This is a genomic window from Streptomyces yongxingensis (genome assembly GCF_055597465.1).
The window spans coordinates 6,675,111-6,694,611 of the sequence record NZ_CM145717.1 but is presented as its reverse complement, the minus strand read 5'-3'; the positions used below and the strand labels follow the sequence as shown (position 1 = coordinate 6,694,611).

General features: G+C 72.2%; 15 protein-coding genes. 2 read left to right on the top strand and 13 right to left on the bottom strand.

Going from position 1 to position 19,501, the window contains the following annotated elements; translation table 11 throughout:
* Positions 1 to 68: 68 nt before the first annotated feature.
* The 10 genes from ACZ6TD_RS28885 to ACZ6TD_RS28840 form a co-directional block, all read right to left on the bottom strand.
* Positions 69 to 2,390 (bottom strand): xanthine dehydrogenase family protein molybdopterin-binding subunit, encoded by a 2,322-nt coding sequence (locus tag ACZ6TD_RS28885; RefSeq protein WP_471342844.1) that lies wholly within the window; start codon positions 2,388 to 2,390, stop codon positions 69 to 71.
* Positions 2,387 to 4,648: a (2Fe-2S)-binding protein gene (locus ACZ6TD_RS28880; RefSeq protein ID WP_471342841.1), complete on the bottom strand. Its 2,262-nt coding sequence runs from the start codon at positions 4,646 to 4,648 to the stop codon at positions 2,387 to 2,389. The genes ACZ6TD_RS28885 and ACZ6TD_RS28880 overlap by 4 nt, the downstream gene beginning before the upstream one ends.
* The gene (locus ACZ6TD_RS28875; protein WP_137978186.1) at positions 4,645 to 5,544 is read right to left on the bottom strand and encodes an FAD binding domain-containing protein; all 900 of its coding nucleotides are present in this window, start codon (positions 5,542 to 5,544) and stop codon (positions 4,645 to 4,647) included. Before ACZ6TD_RS28875 ends, ACZ6TD_RS28880 begins: the two co-directional genes overlap by 4 nt.
* Positions 5,545 to 5,819: 275 nt before the next feature.
* A complete protein-coding gene (locus ACZ6TD_RS28870; RefSeq protein WP_471342838.1) occupies positions 5,820 to 7,475 on the bottom strand; it encodes a beta-N-acetylhexosaminidase in 1,656 nt (551 codons plus the stop codon).
* A 63-nt stretch (positions 7,476 to 7,538) separates the two neighbouring features.
* Positions 7,539 to 8,408 (bottom strand): carbohydrate ABC transporter permease, encoded by an 870-nt coding sequence (locus tag ACZ6TD_RS28865; RefSeq protein WP_471342835.1) that lies wholly within the window; start codon positions 8,406 to 8,408, stop codon positions 7,539 to 7,541.
* A complete protein-coding gene (locus ACZ6TD_RS28860; RefSeq protein WP_471342832.1) occupies positions 8,405 to 9,403 on the bottom strand; it encodes a carbohydrate ABC transporter permease in 999 nt (332 codons plus the stop codon). Before ACZ6TD_RS28860 ends, ACZ6TD_RS28865 begins: the two co-directional genes overlap by 4 nt.
* A complete protein-coding gene (locus ACZ6TD_RS28855; protein WP_471342830.1) occupies positions 9,400 to 10,737 on the bottom strand; it encodes an extracellular solute-binding protein in 1,338 nt (445 codons plus the stop codon). The genes ACZ6TD_RS28860 and ACZ6TD_RS28855 overlap by 4 nt, the downstream gene beginning before the upstream one ends.
* A gap of 157 nt (positions 10,738 to 10,894) precedes the next feature.
* Positions 10,895 to 11,305: a recombinase family protein gene (locus ACZ6TD_RS28850; RefSeq protein WP_471342827.1), complete on the bottom strand. Its 411-nt coding sequence runs from the start codon at positions 11,303 to 11,305 to the stop codon at positions 10,895 to 10,897.
* A gap of 149 nt (positions 11,306 to 11,454) precedes the next feature.
* The gene (locus ACZ6TD_RS28845; RefSeq protein WP_075200572.1) at positions 11,455 to 11,742 is read right to left on the bottom strand and encodes a DUF3039 domain-containing protein; all 288 of its coding nucleotides are present in this window, start codon (positions 11,740 to 11,742) and stop codon (positions 11,455 to 11,457) included.
* 21 nt (positions 11,743 to 11,763) lie between these two features.
* A complete protein-coding gene (locus ACZ6TD_RS28840) occupies positions 11,764 to 12,351 on the bottom strand; it encodes a YqgE/AlgH family protein (RefSeq protein ID WP_137978191.1) in 588 nt (195 codons plus the stop codon).
* A gap of 255 nt (positions 12,352 to 12,606) precedes the next feature.
* Here ACZ6TD_RS28840 and murA point away from each other — a divergent pair, with 255 nt between their 5' ends.
* Positions 12,607 to 13,950, top strand: a complete 1,344-nt coding sequence (murA, locus tag ACZ6TD_RS28835; protein WP_256653094.1) for a UDP-N-acetylglucosamine 1-carboxyvinyltransferase — start codon at positions 12,607 to 12,609, stop codon at positions 13,948 to 13,950.
* Positions 13,951 to 14,230: 280 nt separating this feature from the next.
* Here the strand turns inward: murA and ACZ6TD_RS28830 are convergent, their stop codons facing one another.
* A complete protein-coding gene (locus ACZ6TD_RS28830; RefSeq protein WP_009717479.1) occupies positions 14,231 to 14,512 on the bottom strand; it encodes an HU family DNA-binding protein in 282 nt (93 codons plus the stop codon).
* Between the two features lie 255 nt (positions 14,513 to 14,767).
* Positions 14,768 to 16,189, bottom strand: coding sequence for an NAD-dependent malic enzyme (locus tag ACZ6TD_RS28825; protein WP_471342824.1), 1,422 nt, complete (start codon positions 16,187 to 16,189; stop codon positions 14,768 to 14,770).
* Positions 16,190 to 16,469: 280 nt separating this feature from the next.
* On the opposite strand from ACZ6TD_RS28825, the gene ACZ6TD_RS28820 reads away from it, so the two are divergent.
* Entirely contained in the window at positions 16,470 to 16,679 is a 210-nt protein-coding gene (locus ACZ6TD_RS28820; RefSeq protein WP_020870916.1) for a cold-shock protein, read from the top strand.
* 321 nt (positions 16,680 to 17,000) lie between these two features.
* Here the strand turns inward: ACZ6TD_RS28820 and ACZ6TD_RS28815 are convergent, their stop codons facing one another.
* Positions 17,001 to 19,490: a HelD family protein gene (locus ACZ6TD_RS28815; protein WP_471342821.1), complete on the bottom strand. Its 2,490-nt coding sequence runs from the start codon at positions 19,488 to 19,490 to the stop codon at positions 17,001 to 17,003.
* Positions 19,491 to 19,501: the final 11 nt, after the last annotated feature.

Sequence of the window (19,501 nt, the reverse complement as noted above, 5' to 3'; positions counted from 1 at the left end):
CGTACGGCCCTTACGGTCGCGGTGCGCGCCTTACGGTCGCGGTGCCCGCCTTACGGTCGTCGCGTCGTTCAGGTGCGGTTGACGACCGCCGCCTGGGGGCGGATCGGGAGGCGGTTGACCGGGCGGCCGGTGGCCGCGCGGACCGCCGCCGCCACCGCCGCCGGAGTGGTGACCACCGGCACCGCGCTGGCCGCCTTGGCGCCGAAGGGGGCCACCACGTCCCGCTCCTCGACCAGCTTCACGATGTGGATGTCGGGGACGTCCAGGGCGGTCGGCAGGGCGTAGCCGGTCAGGTCCGGGTGCCGGACCACACCGCGTGAGGTGCGCAGGTTCTCGGTGAGGGCCGCGCCGATGCCCTGGGCGACGCCCGCCTCGATACGGGTCCGTAGCTGACGCGGGTTGAGGACCCGGCCCACGTCCTGGGCCACCGTCATGTCGACGACCCGTACCGCGCCGATCTCGATGTCGACGTCCACCACGGCGCGCACCGCGCAGTAGGCGAGCCCGACGAAGGCGTCACCCTGGCCGGTCTCGTCCAGCGGCTCGGTGGGGTGCGGGCGGCACTGCGCGGTGGCCCACAGCTCCTTGCCCTCCAGGGCCTCCTCGACGGTGGTGCTGAGCACCCCGTCATACGAGGTGATCTTGCCGTCGGCGATGGTGAGCAGCTCGGTGGACATGCCGAACGTGTGCGCCAGGGGCTGCAGCAGCTGGGTGCGGACCATCTTCGCGGCGCGCTCGACCGCACCGCCCGAGACCCAGGTGTGGCGGCCGCGCGAGGCGGGCCCGGCCGGGGGCTGGTCGGTGTCGACGGGCGCCACATGGACCTCCTCGATACCGAGGACGTCCTGGACGATCTGGCGGGCCAGGGTGGTGAAGCCCTGGCCGGTCTCGACGGCCGCGCAGATGACGGTGGCCACCGGTCCGGTGACCTTGACCGTGGCGGTGGAGACCTCGTCGGTCCCCTCGGCACCGAGCATGTGGACCATGCCCAGGGCGTAGCCGACCCCGCGCCGCACCGCGGCCGGTTCGCCCGCGCCCTCCAGGCCGCCCGGCAGCAGCCACTCCTCCTCGGGGTCGTCCTTGGGGAGGGTGGGCAGCGGTGCGTCCCTTACGGCCTGCAGCAGCTCGGCGACCGGGGCCGGGCAGGTGACGGTCTGTCCGGTGGGCAGCAGATCGCCGGTCGCCATCACGTTGCGCATCCGGATCTCTACGGGGTCGAGGCCCAGCTTGGCCGCCAGCTTGTCCATCTGGCCCTCGTACGCGGCGCACACCTGCATCGCGCCCTCGCCGCGCACATGGCCGGAGGGCGGGTTGTTGGTACGCACCGCCCAGCCCTCGATGAAGGCGTGCGGGACGACATAGGGGCCGCAGGCGAAGGAGACGGCGGCGGCCAGTGTGTCCGAGGAGGAGTCGGCGTAGGCGCCCGCGTCCAGCAGGATCTGCGCCTCGACCTTGACCAGCTTGCCCTGGGAGTCCGCGTGGTGGCGGTAGCGCAGCAGGGTGGGGTGGCGGTGGGCGTGGCCGAGGAAGGACTCCTCACGGGTCGCGGCCAGCTTCACCGGATGGCCGGTGCGCAGCGCCAGCAGCCCCAGCGGCAGTTGCATCCCCGGGTCCTCGCGCTCGCCCATGGCACCGGGGACGCCGGTGACGACGACCTTCACCCGCTCCGGCTCAAGACCGAAGCAGGCGGCGGCGAGATCGCGGTCGGCGTGCGGATCGGTGGAGGCGGTGTAGATCTCCACCCCGCCGTCGGGGCGCGGAACGGCCAGGCCCGCCTCGGCGCCGATGGGCGCCGGGTCCTGGCGGCCGATGCGGTACAGCCCCTCGACGATGACCTCGCCGACCACGTCCGGGTCGCCGAAGGACAGCGGGATGTGACGGACCAGATTGCCGTCGGGGTGCAGCGGCTCGGCGGAGAACGCCTGCTCGGGGTCGGTGACCGGCTCCAGCACCTCGTACTCGACGGCGATGGCGGCGGCCGCCAGCCGGGCCGTGTCGGGGTGGTCGGCGGCCACCGCGGCGATGGGCTCGCCGTGGTGGCGGACCAGGTCCTTGGCGAAGACCGGACGGTCGGCGACCCGGCGGCCGTGGGAGGCGTCGCCGGGCACGTCGGTGTGGGTCACCACGGCCCGTACGCCGGGCATCTCGACGGCCTGCTTGGTGTCGATGGAGATGATGCGGGCGTGCGGGTGCGGGGCGCGCAGCACGGCGGCCCACAGCAGCCCCTCGGCCCACAGGTCGGCCGCGTACGGGAAGGTGCCCGAGGTCTTGGCCGCCGAGTCGGTGGGCGGCAGGGACACGCCGAGGCCCATGGTGGACGGGGGCTGGACGGGCGTTCCGGCGGCGGGGGTGGCGGTGACGGCGCCCGCGCCGTCCGCGATTCCGGTCATGCCGATGCCCTTCCGCTGCCGCTTCCGTTGACGCTCCCGTTACCGATGATGCCGTGCGGTCCCGTCTGGTGCGGGATGCGGGCCGGGTCCTGGTGGGCGTCGTGTCCCTCGTCCGCCTCGGCCTCCGCCTCCTCGGCGGCCTCGCGGCCCGCGACGACCTCACGAACGGCGTCGAGGACCCCGCGGTAGCCGGAGCAGCGGCAGAGGTTGCCGGAGATCGCCTGGCGGGTCTCCTGGTCGGTCGGGGCGTGGTTGCCCTCGAGGAGGTCGTGCACGGTCATCGCGAGCCCGGGCACGCAGAAGCCGCACTGCACGGCCCCGCACTCGGCGAGCGCGCGCTGGACGTCGGAGGGCTGTCCGCCGGTGGCGAGGCCCTCGACGGTGCGGACCTCGCTGCCCGCGGCGGTGGCGGCGGGCACCAGGCAGGAGGCGACGAGCCGCCCGTCGACCTGGACCGAGCAGGCCCCGCACTCGCCCTGGGAGCAGCCGTCCTTGGCCCCGGCGAGGCCGAGGCGCTCGCGCAGGACGTAGAGCAGCGACTCGCCGATCCAGACGTCGGTGACGGGGCGGTCGGCGCCGTTGACGTGCAGCACGTACGAGGCGAGCGGATGTTCGCTGTGGCTCGGGCTCTCGTCCGGGGCCGGGGCGGCCTCGGCGAGGACGGGCTCCGCAAGGGGCTCGACGGGGGCGTCAGCGGCCTCGGGAGCGTCCGCGGGGGTCCCAGCCGGGGCGGGCGCTCCGGCGGCGTCAGAGGCGTCAGGAGCGTCCGTGAACTCGCCCTCGGCGGCGGCCGGTTCGGGCTCGGCCGCGGGCTCGGTGAGCTCGGCCGCGGGCTCGGTGAGCTCGGGCCCGGCGTCGTCCGGCACCGCCTCGGCGGGGGCCTCGGCGGCGCTCGGCGCGGCCTCGGCGGCGTCGGTGTGGCCCGCGCCGTCCTCGGGGCCGGGGTGCGGGGCGTGGCCATGGGCATCGCCCGCGAAGGGGGCGCCCCCCAACCGGTCGTCCGTGAACGCGTCGTGCCAGGACGTCTCCTGGGGCAGCCCGGGTGCCGGGCTGCCGTGCGGCGGGGTCTCCAGCCCGGCGTGCTGCCCGTCGACCGGGAACTCGCCGGAGTCCCCGGCGGCCGGATCGCCCGGCCGCCGGCCGGGGTCGTCGGCGGCGGGCCGCCGCTCACCGGGCGCGGGGCTGCCGTGAGGCGGGGTGCCGTGAGGGGGCGTGCCGTGCGGCGGGGTGTGCAGCCCCTGGTGCCCCTCGGTCGCGAACTCGCCCGAGTCCCCGGCGGGGGGCCCCGGCCATGCCGGGTCCGCGGCCGGGGCCGGTTCGTCGCGGTCGGGCATGCGCAGCCGGCGGCGGGCGGGCGGCGGCGCGGACGCGGCCGGGCCCGGGTGGCCCTCGACCGCGTACTCCCCGGAGTCCTCCGTGCCCTCGTCGGCGGCCGGAACCGACCACTGGCCGGAGTGCCCCTGCTGCTGCCCGGACTGGGGCTGGTGGGGTTGATGCGGCTGCTGCGACTGATGGGGCTGCGGCTGATGGGGCTGCGGCTGATGGGGCTGCGGCTGCTGCGGCTGCTGCGGCTGCTGCCGGGGCTGCGCCGGCCCGGCGAACGGCATCCGCAACTGGGCCGTCGTCTGCGGGTCCTGGGGGCCGTCCGCGTGGCCGCCGTACGGAGGGGCGGCCGGGCCGGGGTGGTCGTCGACGCGGTACTCACCGGTCTCGTCCACACCCTCGTCGCCCGCGACCGGGATGGTCCACTGACTGGTGTGCACGGGCCCGCCGGTGCCGTCGTCGGACGGGGCGGGAACCGGCCAGTCGTCCACCGGCTCCTCGGCCGCCGGAGCCGGCCAGTGGCCGGTGTGCGGCGGGTGGTGGCCCTGCTGGTCCTCGGCGGGCACCGGCCACTGGCCGGACCCGTGGTGCGGATCGTGGTGGCCGCCGTAGAGGTAGCCGCCATCGGTCTCGGCAGTGGTCCAGTGCCCGGTCATGCCCTGGTCGTGGGGCGCGCCCTGGCCGTGGCCGGACGGCTGCCAGTGGCCGCCCTGGGACGGGTCACCGTGCCCGGTGTCCATCGGCGGGGGCGCGTACCCCGTGCCGGGCGCCGCGAGCGGGTCCCAACGGCCGGAGGGGTCGGTCGGGTCCGGGTGGGCGTAGTCGGGCGGCAGTTGGACGAAGGCCGTCGCCTCGGCGTCGTACTCCGGGCCGTGCGGCATCGGCTGCCATCCGCTCCCCGGCTCCGGCCGGTGCGGCTGCTGTTCATCACTCACGCGAGTGCCCTCCCCAGTGCTCGGCGGGCCAGGGCTGCCACGGTACGCCTCAGGTGGATCGCGGCGGGCGGCAGGGGGACCGGCTCGCTTCCGTCCTGCGGGGGCAGCGGATCGGGGATGCACGCGGCGGCGACGTACTCGCCGAAAGCGGTCGTGACCTGCGGGTCGAGGTGACCGCGATCACCGTCCCAGTCGATGAGCGAGGCGACCCAGCGCTCGGCCTCCAGGGGGCGCAGCGGCATGGGCGCGACCGCGCCGACGGCACAGCGCACCCCGCGCCGCGCGGGGTCCAGGACGAGGGCGACGGAGGCGGTGGCCCGGCCGGGTCCGGTGCGCCCGGTGGCCTTCAGGAAGGTCTGCGGGGCGTGCAGCAGCGGAACCCGGACGAATCCGACGAGTTCACCGGGGCGCAGCAGATCGACCCCGGCGAGCAGATGGCTGACCGGGATCTCGCGGCGGGATCCCTCGGGCCCGGCGATGATGACCGTGGCCTCCAGCGCGGCGAGCACCGGCAGCGCGTCGCCGGTGGGGGCGGCGGTGACGATGTTGCCGCCCAGGGTCCCGGCGTTGCGGATCTGCGGGGGCCCGGCGGCGCGCGCGGCCGCGGCCAGCGCCGGGATCAGCGCGGCGAAGTCGGGGCGGCCCATCCGGGCGTGGGTGAGTCCGGCGCCGAGGAGGGCGTGCCCGTCCAGATAGCGCCAGCCGCGGATTTCGCTGATCCGGCCGAGGCCGACGAGCGCGGCGGGCCGCAGCAGGCCGGAGTTGACCGCGGCCATCAGATCGGTACCGCCCGCCACGGGCACGGCGGCGGGCATGGCGGCCAGTGCCGCCACGGCCTCGTCGAGCGTGCCCGGCAACGTCACCGTGTGCGCCGCCTGCGGTGCGTGCGTGGTCAACCCAGCTGCCCCTTCCCCGGTGTCCCGGCTGTTGCGCCGTACGGTACGTGCTGACAGCCCGGACGTGGCAACTCTGGCACATCTTGCGAGCCCGCCGTCGCGGGGGTCCGTGATCCGTGGATCCGTCCCTGACCTGGGGGATGGTACGGGTTTCTTACGACGTCTCCGCCGGGAGTGGATTGCCACGTTTCAGGGACCCTTGTGCGATTTGGGCTTGCGCCGGTGGGACTACGCTCCCAGGGGCGGGGGAGCGCGGTGCGCACCTTACGGGCGGCTCACACGATCGGGGGCGCCCCCTCGCGCGGGCGTCCGAGAAGGCCGGGGCGCCGCTGCCAGGGAAGCGGCCCGGCGGGCGGGCGGTAGCTCACGCCGAGCGCGTCCAGGCGCGCGTAATGTGCCTCCATGCGCCCCTGGAACGCCTCGAAGTCCCGTTCGGGAGACGGCGGCAGAGCCGACCAGACGACCTCGGCGAAGGCGGCGAGCCGGGGGAAGACCTGGTAGTCCACCCGTCGGCGGTCCTCCATCACCTCGGTCCAGACATTGGCCTGGGCGCCCAGCACCCGGTCCGCGTACGAGCCGGTGAGCTGCGGTGGAACCGGTTCGAAACGGTAGACGTCCTCCAGGGTGCGGACATAGCCGATCGGCACCGGCTCGTCCTCGCCCGGGGCCTGCCGGTGGTCGAAGTACACCTGCTGCTCGGGGCACATGACGACGTCGTGGCCGGCCCGCGCGGCGGCGATCCCGCCCGCGTAGCCGCGCCAGGAGGAGACCGCCGCACCCTCGGGCAGCGGGGCGTCGGGCGCGCCGCCCTCGAGGATCTCGTCCCAGCCGATCAGCCGGCGGCCGCGCTCGGCGAGCCAGTGGCCGAAGTGGCGGATGAACCAGCTCTGCAGCTCGTCCTCATCGGCGAGGCCGAGGGCGCGGACGCGCTCCTGGGCGGCCGGGGACGCCTTCCACTGGTCCTTGGGGCACTCGTCGCCGCCGATGTGGACGAAGGTGCCGGGGAACAGCTCCAGGACCTCTTCCAGGACGTGTTCGTAGAAACGGAGCGTGTTGTCGGTGGGGGAGAGTACGTTCGGGTTGATGCCCCAGGTGGTCCAGACTCCGAGGGAGGCGGTGTCGATGACGTCGGTGTTGCCCAGCTCCGGGTACGCGGCGATGGCGGCCTGCGAGTGTCCGGGGATGTCGATCTCGGGCACGACGGTGATATGCCGCTCGGCGGCGTAGGCGACGATCTCGCGGATGTCGTCCTGGGTGTAGTGGCCGCCGTGCGGCCGCTCGTCCCACAGCGGGGACGCCCGGTGGCCCAGCTTGGTGCGCTCGCGCCAGGCGCCGACCTCGGTCAGCTTCGGGTAGCGGCGGATCTCGATACGCCAGCCCTGGTCGTCGGTGAGATGGAAGTGGAACACATTGAGCTTGTGGGCGGCGAGCAGGTCCAGATAGGCCAGGACGCCGTCCTTGGGCATGAAGTGACGGGCCACGTCCAGCATCAGCCCGCGCCAGGCGAACCGCGGCGCGTCCTCGACCGTCCGCTCCGCCAGCTCCCAGCCGGTCTCCGCGCCCCTGAGCGGGGCGCGGCGGAAGGCGTCGGGGCCCAGCAGCTGACGGAGGGTCTGCGTGCCCCAGTGGACGCCCGCGGTCGTGCCGCCCGCGATCTCCACCCGGCCGTCGGCCACGGTGAGCCGGTAGCCCTCGGGCTCCAGCGCGGCGTCGATCCGCAGGCTGATGGTGTCGTCGCCGCCCGGCTCGCCGTCCGGCAGGGACAGGCCGAGCGCCTGGCCGAGGGTGGTGCGCAGCAGCCGCGCCACCCCCTCGGTGCCGGGCCCGGCGGCCAGGGCGGTGCGCCGCGGGTGGATCCGCGCGCCCGCGCGGCCCGGTCGGCTCTGGTCATGGCGGGGCGCGGGAATCAGCCCCGCGGCGTCGTGAGTCATCTGCTCCCCTGTCAGCCCCTCGTCAGCTCTTGTCAGTCCTCGTCAGTTCTCATGCACTACTCGTCAGTCCTTCACCGCGCCGCCGAGTCCGGAGACCAGCCGGCGCTGGACGAGCACGAAGAAGATCAGCACGGGGATGGTCATGACGGTGGAGGCCGCCATGATCCCTCCCCAGTCGTTCCCCTCGTCCTTGAAGAAGACCAGCAGCGCCATCGGAAGGGTGGAGTTCTCGGTCGCGCTGATGATGAAGGACTTGGCGAAGAGGAAGTCGTTCCAGGCGGAGATGAAGGAGAAGACGCTCGTCGCCACGAGTCCGGGGAAGACGAGGGGGAAGAGGATCTGCCACAGGAAGCGGGAGCGGCTGGCCCCGTCCAGATAGGCCGCCTCCTCCAGCGCCTCGGGCACCGCCTTGACGAAGCCGCGCAGCATCCAGATGGCGAACGGCAGCGAGAAGGCGATGTGCGGCAGGATCAGCGAGCCCAGGGTGTTGAGCCCCACCCCCGGCACCGACTCCCCCAGATCGCGCATCAGGAAGAACATGGGGATGGTCAGCGCCTCGATCGGCACCATCTGGGCGACCAGGAACATGATCAGCAGCGTGGTGCGGAAGCGGAACCGGAAGCGCGCGACCGCCGTGGCCGCCAGGAAGGCGATCAGCGCCGAGGCGACCACCACCACCCCGGCCACGAACAGGCTGTTGAGGAAGTAGCGCCCGAAGTCCTCCTGCTGGAAGACGCGCCGGAAGGAGTCCAGCGACGGGGACCCCGTCCACGGCCGGGGCTCGGTGGACTGGATCTCCCCCTCGGGCTTGAAGGCCGAGAGCACCATCCAGTACAGCGGGAAGGCGACCACGGCCGCCACGAGCAGGGCGGTGGCCTCGGCGGCGAAGCGCCAGGGACGGCGGATGCGCAGCGAGACGCGCGAGTGGCTCACAGTTCTTCTCCCTGGCGTCGCAGCAGCCGCAGATAGACCAGCGTGACGACCAGCAGGATCAGCAGCATCACCACGCCGATCGCCGAGCCCAGGCTGTACTGCGAGGACGCGAACGCCTTCTGGTACGCGTACACGTTGAGCACCATGTTCTGGCCGGCGATCCCGCCGCCGTTCGTCATGACGTAGATCTGCGTGAAGACCTTGAAGTCCCAGATGATGGACTGGATGGTCACCACGACGAGGATCGGCCGCAGCATCGGCGCCATGATGGTGCGCCAGGTCCGCCAGGTGGAGGCGCCGTCGAGGGCGGCGGCCTCCAGCACCTCGGTGGGGATGGCCCGGATGCCCGCGTAGACGGTGACCATCACGAACGGGAACGAGCACCACACGACCTCGAACAGCACCAGGGCGAAGGCGCTGTAGCGGTCGTAGGTCCAGGAGTAGTTCTCGAAGCCGGAGAGGCCGAGCCGGACCAGGACCTTGTTCACCGGCCCGAAGTCGGGGTCGAAGAGGAAGACCCAGACCGTCGAGCCGGTGATCGCCGGGGTGGCCCAGGCGCCGAGCGCGGCCAGCATCAGCGCCAGCCGGGGAATGGCCCGTACGCGCGTCAGCAGCACCGCCAGCGCACAGCCGACCGCGAGGGTGGACACCACGCAGACGGCGGCGAAGAGCAGGGTGGCGACGACGACGTTCCAGAACTCGCCGTCGCCGAACAGCTCGGCGTAGTTGGCGAACCCCTGGAAGGTGGTCGGTTCACCGCCGCTGACCTGCGCCTGGGTGTACTCCAGGAAGGAGATCAGACCGAGCTGGTAGATGGGGTAGACGAGCAGCCCGCCCAGGACGACGAGCGCCGGGGCGAGATAGAGCCAGGGGGTCCAGGTGCCGCGCCGGGGGCCCTTCCCGGAGCGGCGCCCGGCCGGGACGGTGGGTCCCGGCCGGGACCGGCGGCCCCTGGCGGGGGCTCGCCGGGCGTGCTGTGCGGTGCCGGCGCTCACTGCTGGAATGCCTCGTCCATCTTCTTCGCGGCGTCCTGGGTGGCGGCCGGCACGCTCTTACGGCCGCTGACGATCTCCTGGAACATGGTGGGCAGGACGAGCTGCGCGTCGATGGCCGCCCAGCCGGGCGAGGCGGGCACGAACTTGGCGCTGTCGTTGAGGGTCTTCACGAAGGGCTTGACGAAGGAGTCCTTGTGGGCGACGTCGCCGCGCACATCGGTGAAGGTGGGCAGGAAGCCCATGGCGTCGTAGAGCTCGCGCTGGGTCCGCTTCCCGGCGAGCGTCTTGAGCAGGTCCACGGCGATCGTGCGGTGCGAGGTGCTCTTGAGCACTCCGAGGTTGTTCCCGCCCGCGAAGGCCGGGGCGATGTCGCCCTCCTTCACGCCCGGCAGCGGCACGACCTTGTACTTGCCCTTGGCCTTGCCCGCCTCGATGGCCTGGCGGTTGAAGTCGCCGCCGATCGCCATGGCCGCCTTGCCCGAGGCGAACGCCTCGACGGTGTCGTTGCCGCCCCACTGGGCGCACTTGGCCGCCGGGCAGTTGTCGTTGCCGAAGAGCGAGGTGTACGCCTTGACCCCCTTCTGGGCGTCGGCGCTGTCGATGGCCGCCTCGTACTCGTTGGAGCCGAACTTGCCCTTCTCGTCGGCGAGGTCGCCGCCGTTGGCCCAGATGAAGGGCATCGCGCCGTAGGTGTAGGCGCCGCCGACCGCGAGACCGTACAGATCCGGCCGCTCCGAGCGGATCTTCTTCGCGGTCGCAATCAACTCGTCCTGGGTGGCCGGCGGCTCCAGGTCGAGCTCCTTGAAGACGTCCGTCCGGTAGTACAGCGCCCGTACGCCGACGAAGAGCGGGGCGCCGTAGACCTTGCCGCCGATGGTCAGCGAGTACTTCGCGGTGGGGTCGATATTGGTCGAGTCGACCCAGGCGCCGAACTCCTTGCTGATGTCCAGCAGCCCACCGTCCTTGACATAGCCGGCGGTGTCGGTGTTGCCGAACTCGATGACGTCGGGAGCGCTCTTGGGGTCGTTGAAAGCCGCCTTGATCTTCTGCGCCCGGGTGTCGATGGGGATGTAGGTCACCTCGACATCGGTTCCGTCGTGCTCCTTCTCGAAGCCGGCGACCGCCTCGTCGATCACCTTCTTCTTGGGCGCGTTGTTGACCTCCTGGAAGAGCCAGACACGCAGCTTGCCGCTCTTCTCGTCCTCCTTGGAGCTGTTGTCGGAGGTGGAGGGGGCGCATCCGGTCGCGGCCAGCCCGGCCAGGGCGAGTGCCACCACGGGCACGGTGACACGGGAGGACAACCGGGAGAGAACAGAGAGATGGGACGGCTTCATGAGAACCCTTAACCATTTGGCGTTGCAAGTAATGCAACGCACGTTTCGCTCAGCACAATATGCGTGAGGCTAGGGAACCTTGAGCGACCCCACAAGAGGTCTGAACCACTCGGTGAGAAAACGAACCGGATCACTCCGCGACAAAAGGAACTTCGCGCTAGCGACGCGGCAACTCCTCGCCCGGATAGGCGGGTTCAACATACGGCACGGCCTCCACCCGCGCACCCGCTTCCGCCAGGCGCTCGACCACCCGGTCCCAGTCCGGCCAGGTCTTCCGGAACCGCTCCAGAACGCGGTCGCTGGCCACCAGCACCACGTCGGCGCCCGGGTCCTCCGCCCACTCCAGGAGCCTGGGAAGGGTCGGCTGGGCGACCGACATCACGCAGCCGCCGGAGAGCTGGTAGCCCCGCTCGGCGGCCAGCCGCCCGCACCGCTCCAGCTGGGCGTCCCAGTCCTTCTCGAACTGGCAGTAGGCGCTGGCGCCTTCCGCTTCGGGCTCGTCGACCTCACGCGCCCCGAACACCAGATAGGCGGCCCGCGCCGCCCCGTTCTCCGTACGCCCGCTCATGGGCCGACCCTACTGGGGCCGTCCGGCGCGCGGCAGGGCGCACAAGGCACGGCACGCCCGGCCCGCGACCCCGTCTCGGGATCGCGGGCCGGGCGTGCCGTCTGTTCGCGCGCGAGGCTTTTCGTCAGCGCCCAGGGCCGACGGGCCGGCTACTTCTTGCCGTCGCCGTCCTTGCCCTTGTCGCCGCCGGCACCCATGCCCTCGAAGATCTCCTTGCACATGGGACAGACCGGGTACTTCTTCGGGTCACGACCCGGGACCCAGACCTTGCCGCAGAGTGCGACGACGGGAGATCCGGAGAGGGCGCTCTCCATGATCTTGTCTTTCTGTACATAGTGGGCATAGCGCTCGTGGTCGCCGTCACCGTGCGACACCTGCGGTGTCGGCTCAACGAGGGTCCCCGTGCCTGCCCCGCGCTCGGGCTCAAGAGTGCTCATACAGCCCTAGGGTACTCATGCCTAGTTGAGAGAAGGGTCGTCCGGATACGTGGCGACCATGGCCAGCTCACTGCGCTGGCGGCGCAGCACCGCCCGCCACAGCCGCTCGGGGGCGGGCGAGGACACATCGCCCGGCTCGGACTCCACCACGTACCACGCGCCCTCGGCGAGCTCGTCCTCCAGCTGACCGGGCCCCCAGCCCGCGTAACCGGCGAAGATGCGCAAGGAGCCCACGGCCGCCGCCAGCAGCTCCGGCGGCGCCTCCAGGTCCACCAGGCCGATCGCGCCGTGCACCCTGCGCCAACCGAGTGGCCCGTCCTCACTGCGCGCCGAGGACCGGCCCGACTCGCCCGGTACGACGGCCACACCCAGCGCGGAGTCCAGCGAAACGGGACCGCCCTGGAAGACCACCCCCGGCTCCCCGGCCAGCGAGGCCCACGACTCCAGGATGTCGCCCACCCCCACCGGGGTCGGGCGGTTCAGGACCACGCCGAGCGAACCCTCCTCGTCATGGTCGAGGAGCAGCACCACCGCGCGGTCGAAATTCGGGTCAGCAAGCGCCGGTGTCGCGACAAGCAGCCGTCCTGTGAGCGAGGACACCTCGGTCATGGCCACATGATCCCCCATATCCGGGCCGGAGGGGGAGTGGAAGTCGAGTCCCGTATGAGAGCAGGTCGGGGCGCAAGAGGGCAGATGCGGCGCACGTGACTGTGGGCCCTCCGGCCGGAACGGAACGTGTTCCGTCGCCTACGGGGTGACGCAAAGGGTGCAAGAGCCTTACGGAGGCGGTCTCCGGGGCCATTACTCTTGCCCTTTGGCCCTTGTGCCTTTTGGCCCTTGCCCGTCTCAGGAACGCGAGACCAGATGACCCGCTCGAACGATGTCCTGCTCGTCCATGGCGGCACCCCGCTCGAAGGCGAGATCCGTGTCCGTGGCGCGAAGAACCTCGTGCCGAAGGCCATGGTGGCCGCCCTGCTCGGCAGTGCGCCCAGCAGGCTGCGCAACGTCCCCGACATCCGCGACGTGCGGGTGGTGCGCGGGCTGCTGCAGCTGCACGGCGTGACGGTGCGCCCCGGCGACGAGCCCGGTGAGCTGGTGCTCGATCCCACGCACGTGGAGAGCGCCAATGTCGCCGACATCGACGCACACGCAGGCTCCTCGCGGATCCCGATCCTCTTCTGCGGCCCGCTGCTGCACCGCCTCGGCCACGCCTTCATCCCGGGCCTGGGCGGCTGTGACATCGGCGGCCGGCCGATCGACTTCCACTTCGACGTGCTGCGCCAGTTCGGGGCGACGATCGAGAAGCGGGCGGACGGCCAGTACCTGGAGGCCCCGCACCGGCTGCGCGGCACCAAGATCCGGCTGCCGTACCCGTCGGTGGGCTCCACCGAGCAGGTGCTGCTGACGGCGGTGCTCGCCGAGGGTGTGACGGAACTCTCCAACGCGGCGGTCGAGCCGGAGATCGAGGACCTCATCTGCGTGCTGCAGAAGATGGGCGCCATCATCTCCATGGACACCGACCGCACGATCCGGATCACCGGTGTCGACCAGCTCGGCGGCTACAACCACCGCGCCCTCCCGGACCGCCTGGAGGCCGCCTCCTGGGCGAGCGCGGCGCTGGCCACCGAGGGCAGCATCTATGTGCGCGGCGCCCGCCAGCGCGAGATGATGACCTTCCTGAACACCTACCGCAAGGTCGGCGGCGCCTTCGACATCGGCGACGAGGGCATACGGTTCTGGCACCCGGGCGGCAAGCTCAACGCGATCGCCCTGGAGACCGACGTCCACCCCGGCTTCCAGACCGACTGGCAGCAGCCGCTGGTGGTGGCCCTGACCCAGGCGTCGGGCCTGTCCATCGTCCACGAGACGGTCTACGAGTCCCGGCTGGGCTTCACCTCGGCGCTGAACCAGATGGGCGCGCACATCCAGCTCTACCGCGAATGCCTGGGCGGCTCCGCGTGCCGGTTCGGCCAGCGCAACTTCCTGCACTCCGCGGTCGTCTCGGGCCCCACCAAGCTCCAGGGCTCCGACCTGGTCATCCCCGACCTCCGCGGCGGCTTCTCCTACCTGATCGCGGCCCTGGCCGCCCAGGGCACCTCGCGGGTCCACGGCATCGACCTGATCAACCGCGGCTACGAGAACTTCATGGAGAAGCTCGTGGAGCTCGGCGCGAAGGTGGAGCTCCCAGGCGACGGCAACGCCGTATAACCCTTCTCCCCCGACCCCACGGTCGGGCCCCAACTCCACCTCAGCCCGCCCCGGCACCCCCGGGACGGGCTGACCCATCCCACGCCCCGCGCCACGACGGCGACCCTCGGCTGGGGGCCGTGGGGCCTCGTAGCGGCTCGTGGGGCCTCCATAGGGCCTCATGGGGCCTCCGTAGAGCCTTGCGGGGCCTCGCAGAGGCTCGTGGACGGGCCTCAGGGCCCGTAGGAGCGCCAAAGGGGCGGCCACCCTCCCGGGTGGCCGCCCCTTTGTTCGCGGGGGCTTACTTGCCCTTGGCGGCTTCCTTGAGCTTGGAGCCCGCGGAGACCTTCACGCTGTAGCCGGCCGGGATCTCGATCGGCTCACCGGTCTGCGGGTTGCGCGCGGTGCGAGCGGCACGGTGGGTGCGCTCGAAGGTCAGGAAGCCGGGGATGGTGACCTTCTCGTCGCCCTTCGCGACGACCTCACCAGTCACCTCGGCGAGGGCGGCCAGCACGGCGTCGGCGTCCTTTCGGGTCACCTCGGCGCGCTCGGACAGAGCGGCCACCAGCTCACTGCGGTTCATGTTGTACTCCCGTGTTCATCTTGCCAATGAGGCGTGAGATCGAAGCCGATGCTGCCAGGGCCCTCGGACAGTCCCCGGACCCGGGTCTGCTGTTCAGACCCTCGCGCCCGGAACGCATCCTGCCCGCACCTGTGGCGGGAAAGCCAATCCGGAGCCCTGGAGAGTCACACGAAAAGCGCCGTGGCGGTCGTTTTCCTGCCCGCCACCCTATGGCCGCTTCCGGGACCCCGGAGCGCGCGACGCGCCGTGCCCCGCCTAGACCGCGGTGGTACCGGTCACAGCGCGCGCCGCGTCCCGCACGGCCCCGGCGACCGCCCCCGCGACCTTGTCGTTGAAGACGCTCGGAATGATGTAGTTGGCATTGAGCTCGTCGTCGTGGACGACATCAGCGAGCGCACCGGCAGCAGCCAGCATCATCTCGGTGTTCACCGTACGCGACTGCGCGTCCAGCAAACCACGGAAAACGCCCGGGAACACCAGGACATTGTTGATCTGGTTCGGGAAGTCCGAGCGTCCGGTGGCGACCACGGCGGCGGTCTGGCGGGCGATCGCCGGGTCCACCTCGGGGTCCGGATTGGCCAGTGCGAAGACGATCGCGCCGTCCGCCATGGCGGCCACGTCGTCGCCGGAGAGCACGTTCGGGGCCGAGACACCGATGAAGACGTCCGCGCCCCGCACGGCCTCGCGCAGGGTGCCCGTGACGCCCTCCGGGTTGGTGTTGTCGGCGATCCAGCGCAGCGGGGACTCCGGGTCGGCGGAGACCAGGTCCTGGCGCCCGGCGTGCACCACACCGTGGATGTCGGCCACCACCGCGTGCCGCACGCCCGCGGCGATCAGCAGCCGCAGGATGGCCGTGCCGGCGGCGCCCGCGCCGGACATGACGACCCTCACATCCTCGATCTTCTTGTCGACCACCCGCAGCGCGTTGGTGAGGGCGGCCAGCACCACGATCGCGGTGCCGTGCTGGTCGTCGTGGAAGACCGGGATGTCCACGGCCTCGCGCAGCCGCGCCTCGATCTCGAAGCAGCGGGGGGCGGAGATGTCCTCCAGGTTGATCCCCGCGAAGCCGGGGGCGATGGCCTTCACGATCGCGACGATCTCGTCGGTGTCCTGGGTGTCCAGGCAGATCGGCCAGGCGTCGATGCCCGCGAACCGCTTGAAGAGGGCCGCCTTGCCCTCCATGACCGGCAGGGCGGCCTTGGGCCCGATGTTGCCGAGGCCCAGCACCGCGGAGCCGTCGGTGACGACGGCCACACTGTTGCGCTTGATGGTGAGGCGGCGGGCGTCCTCGGGGTTCTCCGCGATGGCCTGGCAGACCCGGGCCACGCCCGGGGTGTAGACCATGGACAGGTCGTCACGGTTGCGGATGGGGTGTTTCGACGACATCTCGATCTTGCCGCCGAGGTGCATCAGGAACGTACGGTCGGAGACCTTGCCGAGCGAGACACCCTCGATGCCCCGCAGCTTCTCCACGATCTCCTGGGCGTGCGCGGTCGAGGTCGCGGCGATGGTCACGTCGATACGGAGCTTCTCGTGGCCGGACGCGGTCACATCGAGGCCCGTTACCGAGCCACCGGAGGACTCCACGGCCGTGGTCAGCTGGCTGACCGCGGTACCGCTCGCGGGCACCTCCAGCCGGACCGTCATCGAGTACGAGACGCTGGGCGCCGTTGCCATGGCCTGCTTCCTCTGCTTTCCCTTGTTCATGCTGTCCGGGCCACGCGATTGCCGGGCCACGTCCTCAGATGGTTACACCTACCTCTGGGTACGGGGTAACCCGGCCCGACTTTCGGACATATTGTTCTGACATAGCAGAGTGGGGTCAGCCGAGTGGAAAGCCCCACTCCTTCGCGGGAACGCCTGGCGAGGCGGGCCGTCCTCCGCAGCCGCCGCCCTAGGCTCTGGCGCGCTACAGCGTCGTAGGGACGTCGAGGAAGAGACAACGAGGAGCGCGGGCATGGCTCAGGGCACCGTGAAGTGGTTCAACGCCGAGAAGGGCTACGGCTTCATCGCCCAGGAGGACGGCGGACCGGATGTCTTCGTCCACTACAGCTCGATCGACGGCAGCGGCTACCGCAGCCTGGTCGACGAGCAGCGGGTCGAATTCCAGATCGTGCAGGGCCGCAAGGGCCCACAAGCCGAAGAGGTCCGCGTCCTGGGCGGCTGATGCCGCCGGGCGCGGACCTCTCACGGAAGAGATGAAAGGTGGCACCGACCCGCCATGCTCGCCTCGCGGCAAGTGGTCGCTCGAAGCGACGAAGGTTGGGCCCGGGGGCTTGGATCGAGCCGGTGCCACATCAAGGCTAACAAACAGGCCCGGGAAGGGATTCCCCTCCCGGGGGTGGATTTTTGAGGCCGTCGGAGCACCGGGCTCCGGGGTCCTCCGAGCACTTGGGTCCTCCGGATGCGGCTCCGCCGCGTGAGCGACCGAGCACGGCCGACCGTCGACAGGGGGCACCTCCCAGCGGTGGCCGGGGGAGGACGAGCCTCAAAAAGGGGGGTCCCGCAGCAGGTCCGGGACGGCGTTGCCGTCCGGCTCGTCGCGGTCGCCCGAGACCACCGTCAGCCGCTGGGTGGCGCGGGTGAGCGCCACGTACAGCACCCGGAGCCCCGCCGGGGACTCGTCGGCGATCTCGGCGGGCGAGACCACGACCGTCGCGTCGTACTCCAGCCCCTTCGCCTCCAGACTGCCCAGCGCCACCACCCGGTCGCCCAGGCCCGTCAGCCACTGACGGGCCTGGGCGCGCCGGTTCATCGCGACGACGACGCCGACGGTGCCGTCCACCTCGTCCAGCAGCCGGACCGCCTCGCGGCGCGCGGCCGCGCCGAGGCCGCCGTCCGCGCCCGGTGCGAAGCGCGGCGCCACGCCCGTGGAGCGGACCGCCTCGGGGGCGGGGGTGCCCGGCATGGCGAGGGCGAGGACCTTGGTGGCCAGTTCGGCGATCTCCGCCGGGTTGCGGTAGTTGACGGTGAGGGTGAAGCGGCGGCGCGGGCGGCTGCCGAGCGCCTCGTCCCGGGCCCGCCCCGCCTCGTCCGGGTCGGACCAGGAGCTCTGGGCCGGGTCGCCGACGACCGTCCAGGTCGCGTGGCGGCCGCGCCGTCCGACCATCCGCCACTGCATCGGGGTGAGGTCCTGCGCCTCGTCGACGATCACGTGGGCGTAGTCGGTGCGCTCCCGCTCGGCCCGGTCGGCGCGGTCGCGGCGGGGGCTGACCCGGTCGGCGTAGGTGGTCAGCTCCTCCAGACCGGTGAGGTGGTCCAGCGGATCGGCCTCGCGGGGGGCCGCGGGGCGGGCGGGGATGCCCAGGAGGGTGTTCAGCTCGTCCAGCAGCGCCACGTCGTGGACCGACAGCGGGCCCTGCCCGTCCGCGCCGAGCCGGGCCAGCGACCGGGCCACCTGACGGACCTCGCGGGAGCCCAGCACCCGCCGTGACCAGCGGCTCAGCCGCTTCTCATCGGCCATGGCGGCGAGGACGGAGCGGGGGGTGAGCTCGGGCCACCAGGCGTCGAGGAACTCCTGGAAGGAGTCCTCGGAGGAGATGTCCTCGTCGAAGCCCTCCCGCGCCTCGGCGGCCAGCTCGGGGTCGGTGTACCGCCCGGGGGCACCGGAGCGGGTCCACAGCGCGTCCAGGAGCAGCCGGCGGGCGCGGGGGCGCAGCAGATTGACGGGCGCGGTGCCACCCAGCACGTGTTGGCGGATGGTGCGCAGCTCATCGGCGTCCAGCTCGATCCGGGCACCGAAGGCGACCACGCGCAGCCGCTCGGGCGGACCGCCGGGGCCGGGCCCGGGTCCCGTGCCGGGTCTGCCGCCGTCGCCGGGGGCGCCGAGCGCCGCGTCGAGGGTCAACTGACCGTTGTCGGACGACGAGGCCGAGGACGGGGCCGAACCGGCGGGGGCGGCTCCGCGCGGCAGCTCCAGCGCGCCCCGGGCGGCGTTGCGCAGCACCTTCACCATCCGGGACGAGCCCTTGACCCGGGCCACGGCCGGGGTGTCGTACGTGGTGGCCTCGGCGCCCTCCACCAGCGAGCCCACCGCCCGGATGGCCACCTGGCCCTCCTCGCCCAGCGAGGGCAGCACGCCCTCGGTGTAGGCGACCAGCAGCGGGGTGGGACTGACCACGAGGATGCCGCCCGCGTACCGCCGCCGGTCCTGGTAGAGGAGGTACGCCGCGCGGTGCAGCGCGACCGCCGTCTTCCCGGTGCCGGGGCCGCCCTCGACCTCGGTGATGGAGGCGGCGGGGGCGCGGATCACCTGGTCCTGCTCGGCCTGGATGGAGGCCACGATGTCGCGCATGGTGTGGCCGCGGGCCTGGCCGAGCGCGGCCATCAGCGCGCCGTCGCCGACCACCGGCAGCGGCCCGCCGTCGAGGGTCACGCTGAGCTCCGGGCGCAGCAGGTCGTCCTCGACGCCGAGCACCCGGCGGCCCTTGCTGCGGATCACCCGGCGGCGGACGACGCGGCCGGGGGCGACCGGGGTGGAGCGGTAGAAGGGCGCGGCGGCGGGCGCGCGCCAATCGATCACCAGCGGGGCGTAGTCGGCGTCGAGGACGCCGATGCGGCCGATGTGCAGCGTTTCGGCGATCTCCGCGCGGTCGCCGTCCGGGCCGGTGCGGATGGCGTCGTCGGCGGGCTCCACGGAGGTGTAGGCGCCGTCGGGGCCGCGCCGGCCGTCCTTGCCCGGCAGCAGATCGATCCGGCCGAAGAGGAAGTCCTCGAACTCGCTGTTCAGCCGGTTGAGGTGCACCCCGGCCCGGAAGACCTGGGCGTCCCGTTCGGCGAGCGCGCCGGGCGTGCCGACCTGCCCGCGCTTGGCGGCGTCGTCCATGAGGAACTCCGCCTCGTGGATCTTCTCCGCGAGGCGGTGGTACACCCGGTCCAGATGCGCCTGCTCGATCCGGATCTCGCTGTCCCGGACCCCGTCCCCGCGGTTCCCCCGCGGTGCCGTCCGGTCGTCATGCGTGGCGTTGTGCGCGGCCACCCAGGGGCCCC

Excerpts from the sequence above, each read along its gene's own strand:
- ACZ6TD_RS28885 (WP_471342844.1), bottom strand. The coding sequence starts at position 2,390 with ATGACCGGAATCGCGGACGGCGCGGGCGCCGTCACCGCCACCCCCGCC.
- ACZ6TD_RS28870 (WP_471342838.1), bottom strand. The coding sequence starts at position 7,475 with ATGACTCACGACGCCGCGGGGCTGATTCCCGCGCCCCGCCATGACCAG.
- ACZ6TD_RS28855 (WP_471342830.1), bottom strand. The coding sequence starts at position 10,737 with ATGAAGCCGTCCCATCTCTCTGTTCTCTCCCGGTTGTCCTCCCGTGTC.
- ACZ6TD_RS28850 (WP_471342827.1), bottom strand. The coding sequence starts at position 11,305 with ATGAGCGGGCGTACGGAGAACGGGGCGGCGCGGGCCGCCTATCTGGTG.
- ACZ6TD_RS28845 (WP_075200572.1), bottom strand. The coding sequence starts at position 11,742 with ATGAGCACTCTTGAGCCCGAGCGCGGGGCAGGCACGGGGACCCTCGTT.
- ACZ6TD_RS28840 (WP_137978191.1), bottom strand. The coding sequence starts at position 12,351 with ATGACCGAGGTGTCCTCGCTCACAGGACGGCTGCTTGTCGCGACACCG.
- murA (WP_256653094.1), top strand. The coding sequence starts at position 12,607 with ATGACCCGCTCGAACGATGTCCTGCTCGTCCATGGCGGCACCCCGCTC.
- ACZ6TD_RS28830 (WP_009717479.1), bottom strand. The coding sequence starts at position 14,512 with ATGAACCGCAGTGAGCTGGTGGCCGCTCTGTCCGAGCGCGCCGAGGTG.
- ACZ6TD_RS28825 (WP_471342824.1), bottom strand. The coding sequence starts at position 16,189 with ATGGCAACGGCGCCCAGCGTCTCGTACTCGATGACGGTCCGGCTGGAG.
- ACZ6TD_RS28820 (WP_020870916.1), top strand. The coding sequence starts at position 16,470 with ATGGCTCAGGGCACCGTGAAGTGGTTCAACGCCGAGAAGGGCTACGGC.